The organism is Actinoallomurus sp. NPDC050550 (assembly GCF_040655075.1).
Classification (GTDB): domain Bacteria; phylum Actinomycetota; class Actinomycetes; order Streptosporangiales; family Streptosporangiaceae; genus Actinoallomurus.
In genome coordinates this window covers 17811-30569 of the sequence record NZ_JBFAJC010000024.1, presented here as the reverse complement: position 1 = coordinate 30569, position 12759 = coordinate 17811, and the positions used below count along the sequence as shown (strand labels likewise).

The 12759-nt window shown below is 68.5% G+C and carries 12 protein-coding genes and 1 pseudogene; 7 read left to right on the top strand and 6 right to left on the bottom strand.

Features of this window, described 5'->3' with window-relative positions; genetic code table 11:
- Positions 1-178 precede the first annotated feature (178 nt).
- Positions 179-709, top strand: coding sequence for a hypothetical protein (locus AB0I04_RS29405; protein ID WP_360891316.1), 531 nt, complete (start codon positions 179-181; stop codon positions 707-709).
- 4 nt (positions 710-713) lie between these two features.
- On the opposite strand, the gene AB0I04_RS29400 is transcribed toward AB0I04_RS29405, so the two are convergent.
- Together AB0I04_RS29400 and AB0I04_RS29395 are read right to left on the bottom strand one after the other, a co-directional pair.
- Entirely contained in the window at positions 714-1100 is a 387-nt protein-coding gene (locus AB0I04_RS29400; protein WP_360891660.1) for a hypothetical protein, read from the bottom strand.
- Between the two features lie 46 nt (positions 1101-1146).
- Positions 1147-1650 (bottom strand): annotated as a pseudogene (locus AB0I04_RS29395) (LysR family transcriptional regulator); the annotation flags it as partial.
- Positions 1651-1748: 98 nt separating this feature from the next.
- Between AB0I04_RS29395 and AB0I04_RS29390 the strand changes: the two are divergent.
- The 3 genes from AB0I04_RS29390 to AB0I04_RS29380 all read left to right on the top strand — a co-directional run bounded on the left by AB0I04_RS29390 (position 1749) and on the right by AB0I04_RS29380 (position 4478).
- On the top strand, positions 1749-2132 hold the full coding sequence (locus tag AB0I04_RS29390) for a nuclear transport factor 2 family protein (protein WP_360891313.1): 384 nt from the start codon (positions 1749-1751) through the stop codon (positions 2130-2132).
- Between the two features lie 192 nt (positions 2133-2324).
- The gene (locus AB0I04_RS29385; protein ID WP_360891310.1) at positions 2325-3713 is read left to right on the top strand and encodes a glycine--tRNA ligase; all 1389 of its coding nucleotides are present in this window, start codon (positions 2325-2327) and stop codon (positions 3711-3713) included.
- 225 nt (positions 3714-3938) lie between these two features.
- Positions 3939-4478: a class I SAM-dependent methyltransferase gene (locus AB0I04_RS29380; protein WP_360891307.1), complete on the top strand. Its 540-nt coding sequence runs from the start codon at positions 3939-3941 to the stop codon at positions 4476-4478.
- A gap of 82 nt (positions 4479-4560) precedes the next feature.
- Here the strand turns inward: AB0I04_RS29380 and AB0I04_RS29375 are convergent, their stop codons facing one another.
- From AB0I04_RS29375 to AB0I04_RS29360, 4 genes are all read right to left on the bottom strand, one after another.
- Positions 4561-4989, bottom strand: a complete 429-nt coding sequence (locus tag AB0I04_RS29375; protein ID WP_360891304.1) for a hypothetical protein — start codon at positions 4987-4989, stop codon at positions 4561-4563.
- A 10-nt stretch (positions 4990-4999) separates the two neighbouring features.
- The gene (locus AB0I04_RS29370) at positions 5000-5770 is read right to left on the bottom strand and encodes a hypothetical protein (protein ID WP_360891301.1); all 771 of its coding nucleotides are present in this window, start codon (positions 5768-5770) and stop codon (positions 5000-5002) included.
- A gap of 209 nt (positions 5771-5979) precedes the next feature.
- Positions 5980-6537, bottom strand: coding sequence for an ATP-binding protein (locus AB0I04_RS29365; RefSeq protein ID WP_360891298.1), 558 nt, complete (start codon positions 6535-6537; stop codon positions 5980-5982).
- Between the two features lie 208 nt (positions 6538-6745).
- Positions 6746-7693, bottom strand: a complete 948-nt coding sequence (locus AB0I04_RS29360) for a Mu transposase C-terminal domain-containing protein (RefSeq protein WP_360891295.1) — start codon at positions 7691-7693, stop codon at positions 6746-6748.
- A gap of 161 nt (positions 7694-7854) precedes the next feature.
- On the opposite strand from AB0I04_RS29360, the gene AB0I04_RS29355 reads away from it, so the two are divergent.
- The 3 genes from AB0I04_RS29355 to AB0I04_RS29345 all read left to right on the top strand — a co-directional run bounded on the left by AB0I04_RS29355 (position 7855) and on the right by AB0I04_RS29345 (position 12739).
- The gene (locus AB0I04_RS29355) at positions 7855-8556 is read left to right on the top strand and encodes a Clp protease N-terminal domain-containing protein (RefSeq protein WP_360891292.1); all 702 of its coding nucleotides are present in this window, start codon (positions 7855-7857) and stop codon (positions 8554-8556) included.
- Positions 8557-9041: 485 nt separating this feature from the next.
- On the top strand, positions 9042-10826 hold the full coding sequence (locus tag AB0I04_RS29350; protein ID WP_360891657.1) for an ABC transporter ATP-binding protein: 1785 nt from the start codon (positions 9042-9044) through the stop codon (positions 10824-10826).
- A complete protein-coding gene (locus AB0I04_RS29345) occupies positions 10823-12739 on the top strand; it encodes an ABC transporter ATP-binding protein (protein ID WP_360891289.1) in 1917 nt (638 codons plus the stop codon). The genes AB0I04_RS29350 and AB0I04_RS29345 overlap by 4 nt, the downstream gene beginning before the upstream one ends.
- Positions 12740-12759: the final 20 nt, after the last annotated feature.

Below are 12759 nucleotides of genomic sequence, written 5' to 3'. Positions count from 1 at the left end.
GGGTTGCGGCGCGCTGCTCGCTCAGTGTTGCTTGCCGGTCCGCTCCTTCGAAGGTGACGGTCGATCACCGGACGCTTCGGATGGTCATGAGGCGTGTTTCACACAGTCTTGACGGCGTGGTTGCGGTGCAAGATCATTCCATGATATCGGGGACGTAGGGGATGATCGGGGTGGTGTTGTGGCCGGACGGCGAGCCCTCGCGGGGGGTGGCCTGGTGGCCGTGGTGATCGGCGTCGTCCTGTTCCTCGTCGGTTGCGGGGGCAAGTACCAGCGCACGGTCGTGAAGGATCCGTGTCGGCTGCTCGACCGTTCCCTCGTTCGGCAGCTCACCGGTAGCGATCGGGGGACGGGTGGTGCGCCGGGTCCCGGCCAGTTGGGATGTGACTGGCGGTCCGGCGATGGGATCTCCCTCACCGTGGGAGTGACGGTCTTCAAGTCGCGACGGTACGGCGACGACGTGCACGCGGCACGGCGCTCGTACGAGGGAATGAGGCGTCGGGAGGTCGGCCAGACCCGATTGATTCCCATCAAGAACGTCGACGGGAAGGCGTGCTGGCACGCTCGTCCGGGCGTAATGGAAGTGCTGGTGCACCGCTACGACGTGGTCGCGCGCGTGACGTACACGGGGACGCGGCCGGCGGCGAACCGGCACGTCAAGCGCGAACAGATCGCCCGGTTGCTGGCCGAGAACCTGATGCATCACTTCTGACGGATCAGACGCCGGAGAACTCCCGCCCGGGCACCCCCTCGCTGTCCGCGGCGGTGACTTCGGTCGCCGTACGGACCAGGTGGGCGATCGGGGTGGAGCGGATGCCGGCGCGCCAGGCGATGCCCAGCAGGTACGGGCTGGCGTCATCCGCGGGGCGGTAGGCGATGTCGTCGCGGGCGTTCCGCTGGGCGAGGGAGCGGGGGATCAGCGCGACGGCCTGGCCGAGTGCGACGGCTTCGAGGAGTTGGGCGCTGTCGTAGACGGTGGGTCCGGTCAGGCCCTCTTCCGTACGAGCCGAGGCGGTGTCGCGGCCGGACCAGTAGGCGTATATCGCTGCGCTGGATGAGGGGCAACGGGGAATGGGGAGGCCGGCGAGGTCGCGGCAGCTCAGGGTGGTGCGGTGGGCGAGTTCGTGGTGGACGGGGGAGGGCCGCCACCCTCGGTTCGGAGAGGAGCGGCTCGATCTCCAGGCCCTCGTGGTCGAAGGGGGAGCCGACGATGGCCAGGTCCGCGCGTCCGTCGCGGACCATCGTCGCCTGTTCGCCGAAGCCGCTCAGGGCGATCTCCGTGGCGGGAGCGTCGGACTGCGCGGCGTACGTGTCGAGGATGCGGCGGAGCAAGTCGGTGGCCACGCCTGGTTTCGCGGTGACGATGAGGCGGGGTGCGGGCTGGGCGGCCCGGCGGGTTCGGCGGGCGGCGGCGTTGATCGCGTCGAGGACGCGTGCCGACTCTTCGAGCAGGGTCAGGCCGGCGGGGGTCAGTGTGACGTGGTGGGTGGTGCGCTCGAAGAGCGGGACGCCGAGGCGGCGCTCCAATTGGCGGATCGCTCGGGACAGTGGCGGCTGGGCCATGCCCAGGCGTTCCGCTGCCCTGGAGAAGTTGAGCTCCTCGGCGACGGCCCGGAAGTAGCGCAGCTCGCGTACCTCGAGATCATCGGTCATACCCGTACGGTATGGCCGTCGACCGTACCGGTCTTTCCCTCTCCGGCGGGTTCGCTGCTGAAGTTGACGCTAATGATCGATTCCTTGAAAGGGACACTGTGTCTGATCAGCAGCGGAACAAGCAGATCGTCCGGGACTTCGCCGAGCTGGCGTTCAATGGGAAGCGGCCGGCCGACGCCGTCGCCGCGTACGTCGGGCCCGAATACGTCCAGCACAACCCGCAGGCGCCGGACGGGCCGGAGGCGTTTGTCGCGTTCGTCGCCGGGCTCGGTGAGCGGTTCCCGGAGATGCGCCTCGACGTCAGGCGGGTGATCGCCGAGGACGACTTGGTCGTCCTGCACAGCCTGTTGACGACCTCGCCCGAGGATCGGGGGATGGCCGCGGTGGACATCTTCCGGCTGGAGGACGGCAAGATCGTCGAGCATTGGGACGTCGTGCAGCCGGTGCCCGAGACGGCGGCCAACGGCAACGGCATGGTCTGAGTCGTGAGGCACGCCAGGGGCCCGGTCCGCCGGGCGCCCCGGCGCGTAGCGAGGTATTGGAGCGCGGGACCGGTGGAGGTGTCCTAAGCTGAGGAACGAAGGCGCCGTGGCCGGACCCCATAGGGCGGCCGCTGGCGCCGTACGTCATATTCGCGCGGAACCCGCCGACCGCCAGCCGGATGGAGATCACTCATGGCCCGTCGTTCCGAATTGATGGAGACCATCGTCAACCTCAGCAAGCGCCGAGGCCTGGTCTTTCCGTCGAGCGAGATCTACGGCGGACTCCGCGCGTCCTGGGACTACGGCCCGCTCGGCGTCGAACTGAAGAACAACGTCAAGCGCCAGTGGTGGAAGGCGATGGTGCAGGGCCGCGACGACGTCGTCGGCCTCGACTCCTGCGTGATCCTCGCCCGTGAGGTGTGGGAGGCCAGCGGCCACGTCAGGGAGTTCGTCGACCCGCTGACCGAGTGTCAGTCGTGCCACAAGCGGTACCGCGCCGACCACCTCACCGAGGCGTACGAGGAAAAGCACGGCCGCGCCCCGGAGAACGGCCTCGCCGACATCGTCTGCCCCAACTGCGGCACCCGCGGCGCGTTCACCGAGCCGAAGATGTTCAACGGCCTGCTCAAGACCTACCTCGGCCCGGTCGAGGACGAGTCCGGCCTGGCGTACCTGCGGCCCGAGACCGCGCAGGGCATCTTCATCAACTACGCCGCCGTGCAGTCGGCCGCGCGGCGCAAGCCGCCGTTCGGTATCGGCCAGATCGGCAAGTCGTTCCGGAATGAGATCACGCCGGGCAACTTCATCTTCCGTACGCGCGAGTTCGAGCAGATGGAGATGGAGTTCTTCGTCGAGCCGGGCACGGATGAGGAGTGGCACCAGTACTGGATCGACACCCGCCTTCAGTGGTACGTCGATCTCGGTATCTCGAAGGACAACCTGCGGCTGTACGAGCACCCGAAGGACAAGCTGTCCCACTACTCCAAGCGCACCGTGGACGTGGAGTACCGCTTCAACTTCCAGGGCAGCGAGTGGGGCGAGCTGGAGGGCATCGCCAACCGCACCAACTTCGACCTGTCCACGCACTCCAAGCACTCCGGCGCCGACCTCTCCTACTTCGACCAGGAGAAGGAACAGCGCTACGTCCCCTTCGTCATCGAGCCGGCGGCCGGTGTCGACCGGTGCGTGCTGACGTTCATGATGGACGCCTACAACGAGGACGAGGCCCCGAACGCCAAGGGCAAGATGGAGAAGCGCGTGGTCATGCGGCTCGACCACCGGCTCGCTCCGGTCAAGGTCGCCGTGCTGCCGCTGTCCCGCAACGCCGACCTGTCGCCGAAGGCGAAGGACCTCGCCGCGCAGTTGCGCCGCAACTGGAACGTCGAGTTCGACGACGCGGGCGCGATCGGCCGCCGCTACCGCCGCCAGGACGAGATCGGCACGCCGTACTGCGTCACCGTCGACTTCGACACCCTCGAGGACAACGCGGTGACGATCCGGGAGCGCGACTCGATGGCCCAGGAGCGCATCGGTCTCGACCAGGTCGAGGCCTTCCTCGCCACCCGCCTCCTTGGCTGCTGACCCGCCTCGATCGGCGGCGTACGGTCCGAGTGAGCGCGTTCCGCACGCGGCCGTACGGTAGGCCTGCGATTTGAGGGGCCCCTGTCCGGGAACGGACAGGGGCTCGATCCTTGCCGAGCGCTGGTCGCGGGGCATCGTCCTGGCGATGACGGGCATGATGCTCGCCCTGGCCCTGCCCGCGGCCAGGCACGTAACCGCACCGGATCAGCCGTAGGGTCCTCTCTCGTGAACAGTGACACGGCCGGAGAGCGGCTGCATGCCATGGCCAGTACCGCCGGATACGGTGAGGCGGCCGAGGCTCTGGCGGAGCAGTACGAGAGCGTGACCTTCATCGAGGTGCACCGCGAGGTGCTGTATCTGTTCCCCTCCCGGCCCAGCTCGATCCTGGACGTCGGAGCGGGCAGCGGGCGCGACGCGGCGGCGCTGGCGGCCCAGGGGCATCGGGTCGTCGCCGCCGAACCCACCGCCGAGCTCCGCTCGCTGGGTCGGCGCATCCATGCCGACCAGGAGATCGAGTGGGTCGACGACGCGCTGCCCGAGTTGGCGGCGCTCAGTGCAGGGCGGCATCGCTTCGATCTCATCCTGTTGACCGCGGTGTGGATGCACCTCGACGAACAGGAGCGCGCAACGGCCATGCCCTGCCTGACCGGCTTGCTGGACACCGGGGGCCGGGTGATCCTCTCGCTGCGCCATGGCCCGGTCCCGCCGGGCCGCCGCATGTTTCCTGTCACCGCGCAGTGCCAAGCGACACGAGAGTGTCAGTAGAAGCGACACGGGAGTGTCAGTGACCTGGGTCACTCGGCCTTCGGGTCCAGCAGCAGGGTGTCGTGGAGATTGACCGGGATGTTCAGGCTGAAGGCAACCTTGGTGAGGCGAGGTGGTCGGCAGCGGCCTGGGCGCGTTCGACGGGCCAGTCCAGTACGTGCGCGATCTGGTGTACCCGCATGGGTTGGGCTAGGGCCAGGGCGAGGACGGCGTGCACGCGATCGGCGTCGTGTGAGTCAGCCGAGCTGGCTTCGGGTCTGGCCTGGACGGTGTGGTCATCTGGACGGGTGGGCCTGTGGTCCAGCCACCCGGGCCAGGGCAGGTCGAGCCGTTGAGCCACGGCCCGGACGGCCCGCACCGGTAGCTCGTCGAGGTCGGCGCCGCTGGCGAGGCGGCGGATCCGGTGGACGGGTAGCCCGAGCAGATCGGCGAGTTGCTCGCTGGTCATGCCGTGGTTGCGGGCCCGGCGTAGGAGCCAGGTTCCCAGCGGGTCGGATTGCCTCAGGTCCATACGGGGGTGCTCAGGTCGAGGGTGTAGGCGTTGCCGACCAGGTTGCGCAGGACCAGGCGGCGCTGCCGCATCCAGAGGGTGCCGTGTCCGCCGGGCGGCTCGACGCGATGGGCCGGGGGTCACCGGCGGCCGTGGTGGCGGTCAGGGCACGGTCGGCCAGGGTGCGGATGTCGTCGCCAGGTGGGGTGAGGTCGAAGAACGGGTCGCCGGGGTGGCGGGTGCCCTGCATCTGGCGGAAGGCGAGGTGCGCGGCGAGCGCGGGCCGAGCGTGGGCGGGGACGGGAAGGTACTCACCGTTGATCTTGATGCTGCTTGCGGTGCTGGTGACGTCGTCCATGGTGAGCGTGCTGGGGTGCCAGTACCGTTCGTCGCCGCGGCGGTCGAAGGGGAACAACAGGTGCAGGGTCGCGGCGGCGGCCGAGGAGGTAGAGATGGCGGCCCGGTTGATGGCCGCGACCGCGGTGGGGGTGAGGCGGTGGCCCAGGTCGGGGTCGCCGGGCCGTGCCTGGTGGTGGAGGAGGAGCCCGTCGCGTAGGAAGGCCGCTTGGGTGGCGCGGAGCCGGACCAGGGCTTCGCCGTCGGAGGCGCACCGGTAGAGGCGGGCGGCCAGGTGGAGGCTGAGCGGCAGCGCGAGCCGGTCGGGTGCCTGGTTGGCCTCGCCGACCTGCCGGTGGTTGCGCAGCCAGGTGCGGGCGGCCTCGAAGGTCTTGAGCCAGATCTGGTCGAGGCGGGCGGCGGTGTTGCGGTCCAGGGCGTGGATGCAGGCGGCTCGGAAGGTCAAGAAGTTGTCGGCGGGCAGGTCATCGGGGATCGGCTCAGCGATCGCCTTTGTCCTGGTTGCGGCCGGTGGGCGGGGCCGTATCCGGTCGAGTTGTTGCGGGTCGGCGGTGGTGACCTGGCTGTCGGCCTCGCGGCCGAACGCGGTGATGACCGAGCTGGCGGCGGTGCGGGAGGCGTCGATCAGGGGCCGGCTCGGCCGGGCCGGGGCGGTCAGCGGGCACGGTTGGGGCCCCCGCCATGCAGCGCGAACGCGTTGGTGACGATCTCCTCGTCGATGGCCGTGCGGTCGGCGCGCTGGGCGAGCAGGTGCGCGGTGGAGGAGAACGACGCCCAGTTGCGCCAGATGCCGTGGGCGAACCGGTCGTCGATGTAGTGCAGCAGCTCGTCGTCGGCGTCTTCGTACATCGGGTGGTAGCCGCGGATCACCTCGGGGACGACCTCACGGTCCAGCGGGGTGATGGCGAGCCGCCGCCAGACGCGGGAGGCCAGCATCGGCTCGCGTGAGAGCACCTCCCAGCAGCCGTGCCCGCCGACGTACAACAGCCCGAAGCGGGTGTTCTCATCGTCGTGCAGGTGCCGCAGCATCTCGATGCCGTGCCCGGTCAGGCGCTGGGCCTCATCCACGACCACCAGCCGGGGGACGCGGGCGAGTTCGGCGATCAGCTGGCGCGTGATGTGGAAGCGACTGGAGGAGCCGGCCGTTCCGGTCAGCGCCAGGTGCAGCCCGTCGGCGATCTGCCGCAACGTCGACTGGGGCGTGAACGACACCGTGCACACCTGGGGGCTTCCAGCCGGCCCGTGTGGGCGGCCAGCGCTTGGGCGCACGTCTGCACGGCGAAGGACTTGCCCAGCCCGGCGTGGCCGTGGATCACCCCGACCGCCTCATGGGCGGTGATGTCGGTGACCACGTGGCGGGCCAGCTGCAGTTGCGGGGTAGAGATGATGCGCGCACCGGGCGGTCCGGCCTGCGGTGCCCTCACCACGGCCGGTGTTCCCGGTCGACGTCCAGGTCGGCCAGATCGACCGGTTCGATCGGGCCGATCGGGACGATGCCCAGCAGGCTGGTGCTGGTCTCAGGCCGCGGCCTTCCGCCCCCACCGGTTCGGTTGAGGCGCTCGGCTTCGGCGGGACTGATCTTGCGGACCGATTCGGTGCTGGTGTCGGTGGCCGACAGAGCCGCCAGGCGCATCCGGCCACGCCGGCGGGCGGATGCGCGCTGCGCCGCGGCCTGTTTCTCCTGGGCGCGAGCTGCGGCGTAGAACTCGGCTTCCTGCTCGGCGGTGAGCGCGTTGGTCGGGTAGCAGGTCGCCAGGAACTCCCCGTCGAGATAGACGTCGATGAACCGGTCATCATGGGGCATGTACCGGATCTGCACCTGCGTGCCGCGCCGCTCGCGGATCAACCCACCGGGATCAAGCCACTTGAGGTTGCGGAACCGGATGCCGTGCGGGCCGATCGTGCGCGGCCGGCCGGCCAGCAGCAGATGCCGTAGGTGCTCGGCGGGCACATCCTCGATTGGGCTGGCATCGGCGGCCCAGGCCTGGGCCGGGGTCATGCCGAGCTCGCTGTGGACGTGCTCGGTGTTGTAGGCCGCCACCCAGTTGCCGAAGATGCGCGCGAAGGTCTCCAGACCCAACGGCAGCCCGGCCTGCTGCCCGGCGGCAGCGGCATCGCCGTAGCCGACGCGGGCCTTGACCCGGTCATCCAGCGGCCCCGCCAAGCGGCCGTTGACCTCGCGCGGACCGCCGGTGTAGCCGGGCAGCGTGCACAGCAGCATCTCATCGACGGTCAAAAACGCCCTCTCGATCTTGCCCTTCTGGTTCGGGCTGTAACCGGGAAGCACGTGCGGCACGGTGCCCAGCGCGGCAGTCGCAGCCTTGACTGCCGCCGCGGCGAACTCCAGTCCCTGGTCCAGGCGCAACACCCCGGGGGGAATGGGATTGCGGGTAGCGGCGAGCCAGCCACTCGCTCAGGCGATGACCTAGGCCGGGGCGGCAAGGCGGAAGCCCCGGCGACGGTGCAGCCCCGGAAACGAGCGTCAATTGCGAATTGACGCTTGAGGGTCGTCAAGATACGGTTGACGCCATGAGTCCGCTCAACATCAGCCTCGCCGACCTGATCGCCGCCCTCGACGAGGAACTGCCCGACGCCAGCTACCTGGCCCGCATCAGTGAGGCCCAACTGCGCAACCGGACCCTGTCCGACCTCGGCGACCAGCTCGTCGACCACTACGTCAGCAAGGCCAAGGCGGCCGGCGCCTCGTGGAGCGAGATCGGCGACGCCATCGGGGTGACCAAGCAGGCCGCCCAGCAACGCCACACGGCCAACCCCTTCGAGCGGTTCACCAAGCTCAACCGGCACAGCATCGTGCTCGCGCAGGAGGCCGCCCGAACGTACAAGCACGACACCATCGGCACCGAACACATCCTGCTCGGCCTGCTCGGCGAACCGCAGGGCGGGGCGTACAAGGTGCTGGTGGCGAAGGCCGGGTCAGAGCAGAACATCCGCAACGCGGTCGAGGCGGCGCTGCCGCCGGCCGGGCGGAAGGCGCTGCGGGGCCACATCGCCTTCCGGCCGGAGACCACGGAGGCCATCGGGCAGGCGTCCCGCGCGTCGGCCGAGCTCGGCAACGACTGGGTCGGCACCGAACACGCGCTGCTCGGCTTGATCCGCACGGAAGAGAGCCCGGCTGCGCAGATCCTGCGCGACCTCGGCTTCACGTCGGACGGACTGTACAAGACGGTCAAGGCCGAGCTTGCCAAACGGTCCGACTCGCCCGGCGAGTAACGACCGCGACGGCCGGATCACCACGGCGGATCCGGCCGAGGATCGATGTCTGCCGGGGCAGCGGCGGCGACCCGGTCGCTGAGCAGTCAGCCGGCACGGCGGAGGAACCCCGGAACCGCCAGCGCCTGCTCACGGCCGGCGAACATCGTCCGTTCTGACGCAGCGGGATCCGCCGACAGCATCGCAGGTGGCGTAGATGTTGTCCGTCACGCCGGCGACCGTCACCACGGTCATGGACGGCACGGTGGCCGGCCAGTACGTGCCGCGTGAACCGGATCCGTACGACCGGCGCAAGGCCACCTGCTAACCACGGCCAACCAGGAGATCAGCCGGAAGCCAGCCGAGCCGGCCTCATTCCTCGACGAAGAGTCGGCCGAGCCGATGATGGCCGCGCTGTCGCTGTGGCACGAAGCGCTGGAGAGCGAAAAGCAAGCCGAGTGCGTCGCCGACGAAGGCGCGTACAGAGGGGAACCCAAGTGAGCAAGATGTATCCGCCGCCGAGCGCGGCGATCGACTCCGATCGGAGCCGTTCCTGGCTGTGGCGGGCGTGGCCGCTGGTTCGGGCGCACCGGTGGATGTTCGGCCCGGCGCTGGTGATGTCCGGGGCCAGCCTGCTGGTGGCCGTCCAGGTGCCGACACTTATCCAGGACGCAGTGGACAACTCGATCGTGTCGAAAAAGGTGCCGCTGTCGCATTACCTGTGGTGGCTGGTCGGACTGACGATGGTCATGCTGGTCGTCGGCTACTCGTCCAAGCAGTTGCTGAACCGCGCCGCGGCCAAGATCGAGTATGACCTGCGCAACCTCGTGTACGGGAACCTGACCGGCCTGTCGTTCCCGTTCTACGACCGGGTGCAGACCGGGCAGCTGATCTCCCGCGCCAACTCCGACATCCGCGCGGTGCAGTTGTACCTGTCGTTCGCGCCGTACCTGCTGGTGCAGTGCAGTATCTCGCTGGTGGCGTTCGGGTACATGCTGGCGATCAACGTGCCGCTGGCCATCCTGGCCATGATGCCGATGCCGCTGTTGTTCGTGACCACCCGGCGCATGCAGCGCTCCCTGTTTCCGGTGTCGTGGCTGGTCCAGGCCAGGCTGGCCGATGTCGCGACCGTGGTGGACGAGAACATCAACGGCGTGCGCGTGGTCAAGTCGTTCGCGGCCGAACGGAGCCAGGTGTCATTGCTTCAGAAGGCTGCGACGAAAGTCCGCTGGGCGAATGTGAAGGATGCCGATCTGCGGGCACGCTGGACACCCTTGGTGCAGAACCTGCCCCGCGTCGGTATGGCGATCGTGCTGCTGTACGGCGGACACCTCGTCATTGACGGCGATATGGGCGTCGGCGCGATCCTGGCTTTCAACGCCTACCTTCTGATGCTCCAGGTGCCGTTCCAGGTGTTCGGCAACCTGATCATGTTGGGACAGCGGGCGTCGGCCGGGGCCAAGCGCCTGTATGAGTTGCTGGACGAGAAGCCGGAGATCGTGGACGCCCCCAAGGCACTGGAGCTCACCAGGGCACGCGGTGACGTCCAGTTCAACGACGTCACCTTCGGCTACGGCGACGGCCCTGACGTGCTGAACGGGTTCTCGCTGCGGCTGCAGCACGGCGAAACGGTGGCGGTGGTCGGCCGGACCGGCTCTGGAAAGTCCACCCTGGCCAGACTGCTGCCGCGTTTCTACGACGTGCGCGACGGTTCGGTCACCGTGGACGGGCACGATGTGCGGGACCTGACCCTGCGCAGCCTGCGGGACACCGTCGGCATCGTGCTGGACGAGCCGTTCCTGTTCTCCGCGTCCGTCCGCGACAACATCGCCTACGGGCGGCCGGACGCGGACATCACCGACGTCGAGCGCGTGGCCCGGCTGGCCGGGGCGCACGAGTTCATCACCGAGCTGACCGACGGTTACGACACCGTCATCGGCGAACGCGGCTACACGCTGTCCGGAGGGCAGCGGCAGCGCATCGCGATCGCCCGGACGCTGCTGGTGAATCCGCCGGTGCTGGTCCTCGACGACGCCACCAGCGCCATCGACGTCCAGGTGGAGCAGGAGATCCACGCCGGGCTGCGAACCCTGTTCGCCGGCCGGACGACGTTGATCATCGCGCACCGGCCGTCCACGATCAGCCTGGCCGATCGCGTGGTGCTGCTGGACGGCGGGCGGATCGTCGCCGACGGCACGCACAAGGACCTGTTGGCGAACACGCCGATGTACGCGGAGGTGCTCGCGCAAGCAGACGAGAGCATCGAGGAACTGAGGAGTGTGGATCGATGACGTCTCCCGGAGGTGGTGGCGCGGCGTTCCCCGGCGGAGGTAGGGCAATCGCGCCAGGTCTGAAGTTCACCGGCGTGCCGCCGGACATGCAGGCGGGTATCGACAAGTTGCTCAAGACCGAGCCGGAACATTCCGAGCCCGAGGTCGTCTTCGAACACAGCCGCCCTGACCCCGACGGCGCCACGTTGAGTCTGCGGCGGCTGCTCCGCCAATACCGGTCGATGGTGCTGCTGGCCGGCGTGCTCGTGGTCGTGGAGGCGCTGACGTTGCAGGCCGGTCCGAAGCTGACCCAGATCGGGATCGACGACGGCATCACGGCGAAGAACTCCGGCACGCTGGCGCTGGTCGCCCTCGTGTACCTGCTCAGTCTGATGGTCACCGGTATCGTGCAGGCGGCGCGGGTCAGGGTGACCGGGCGGATCGCCGCGTGGGTGATGAACGACCTGCGGACAAGGGTCTTCACCCAGTTGCAGCGGCTGTCGCTGAACTTCTACACCGGCGAGAAGGCCGGGGTGATCATGACCCGGATGACCAGCGACATCGAGAACCTCCAGGCGCTGCTCCAGGACGGCCTGGCACAGTTCGCCGTCCAGGGCCTGACCATGATCGTCGTCTCAGTGGTGCTGTTCACCTACAACGTGGAGCTGGCCCTCATCACCATCGTGCTGGTGGTGCCCGTCCTGACCGCGCTGTCCCTGTGGTTTCACCGAGCGTCCGGCAAGGGCTACCTGCGGGTGCGGGACACCATCGCCGACGTGATCGCCGACCTCTCCGAGAGCCTGCAAGGTGTTCGCATCGTCACGGCGCACAACCGGCAGCGGCACAACACCGAACACCACCGCCAGGTCACCGGCAAGTACTACGACGCCAACGTGCGAACCGGCCGGATCAACGCGATCTACACACCGGGCACCCAAGTCATCGGCGTCGCCGGACAGATCGTGCTGCTGGCCATCGGCGCCAGTATGGTCGCCGACCGGCAGTTGACCATCGGCGAGCTCGTGGCGTTCCTGCTCTCCCTGGGAGCCTTCTTCCAGCCCATCCAGCAACTGGTGCAGCAGTTCAACACATACCAGCAGGGACAGTCGTCGATCGTGAAGCTGAAGCAGCTACTCAGCACCCGACCGGAGGTCGAGGAGGACCCCGGAGCCGTCGACCTGCCGAAGATCGAGGGTGAAGTCGTCTTCGACGACGTGACGTTCGGCTATCTTCCCGACCGACCGGTGATCTCCGATGTGTCGCTGGAAATCCGGGCCGGCGAGACCGTGGCGTTCGTCGGTCCGACCGGTGCCGGCAAGTCCACCCTCGCCAAACTGGTCACCCGGTTCTACGACCCGACCTCTGGTCGAATACTCATCGACGGGCGCGACCTCCGGGACGTGCGGATCGAGTCCCTTCGCCGACAGCTCGGCGTCGTGCCGCAGGAGCCCTTCCTGTTCGCCGGGCCGCTTCGGGACAATATCCGCTTCGCCGCCTCGGACGCCTCCGACGACCGGGTCTGGGAGGCGCTGCGGGTGGTCGGCCTGGTCGACGTGGTCGAGCGGCTGCCCGACGGTCTCGACACCGTCGTCCAAGAGCGAGGCCAGTCTCTGTCCTCCGGCGAACGGCAGCTCGTCGCCCTGGCCAGGGCTTTCCTGACCCAGCCCCGGGTGCTGGTTCTGGACGAGGCCACGTCCAACTTGGACCTCCAGTCCGAGTCCAAGATCGAGAAGGCCCTGGACATGCTGTTGGAGGGCCGCACCGCGATCCTGATCGCGCACCGGCTCTCCACAGCCATGAAGGCCGACCGCATCATCGTCGTCGACGAGGGCCGGATCGTCGAGGTCGGCTCGCACGACCAACTCGTCGCCGCCGACGGCAAATACACCCAGATGTACGCCACCTGGACCAGCCAAGCCGCTGAGGTCCACTGATAAACCCTGCGAGTCCTCTG

What these genes read in the sequence shown, in the direction of transcription:
- AB0I04_RS29385 (WP_360891310.1), top strand. Translation starts at nt 2,325, where the DNA reads ATGGCCCGTCGTTCCGAATTGATGGAGACCATCGTCAACCTCAGCAAG.
- AB0I04_RS29345 (WP_360891289.1), top strand. Translation starts at nt 10,823, where the DNA reads ATGACGTCTCCCGGAGGTGGTGGCGCGGCGTTCCCCGGCGGAGGTAGG.
- AB0I04_RS29375 (WP_360891304.1), bottom strand. Translation starts at nt 4,989, where the DNA reads ATGGACCTGAGGCAATCCGACCCGCTGGGAACCTGGCTCCTACGCCGG.
- AB0I04_RS29355 (WP_360891292.1), top strand. Translation starts at nt 7,855, where the DNA reads ATGAGTCCGCTCAACATCAGCCTCGCCGACCTGATCGCCGCCCTCGAC.
- AB0I04_RS29350 (WP_360891657.1), top strand. Translation starts at nt 9,042, where the DNA reads ATGTATCCGCCGCCGAGCGCGGCGATCGACTCCGATCGGAGCCGTTCC.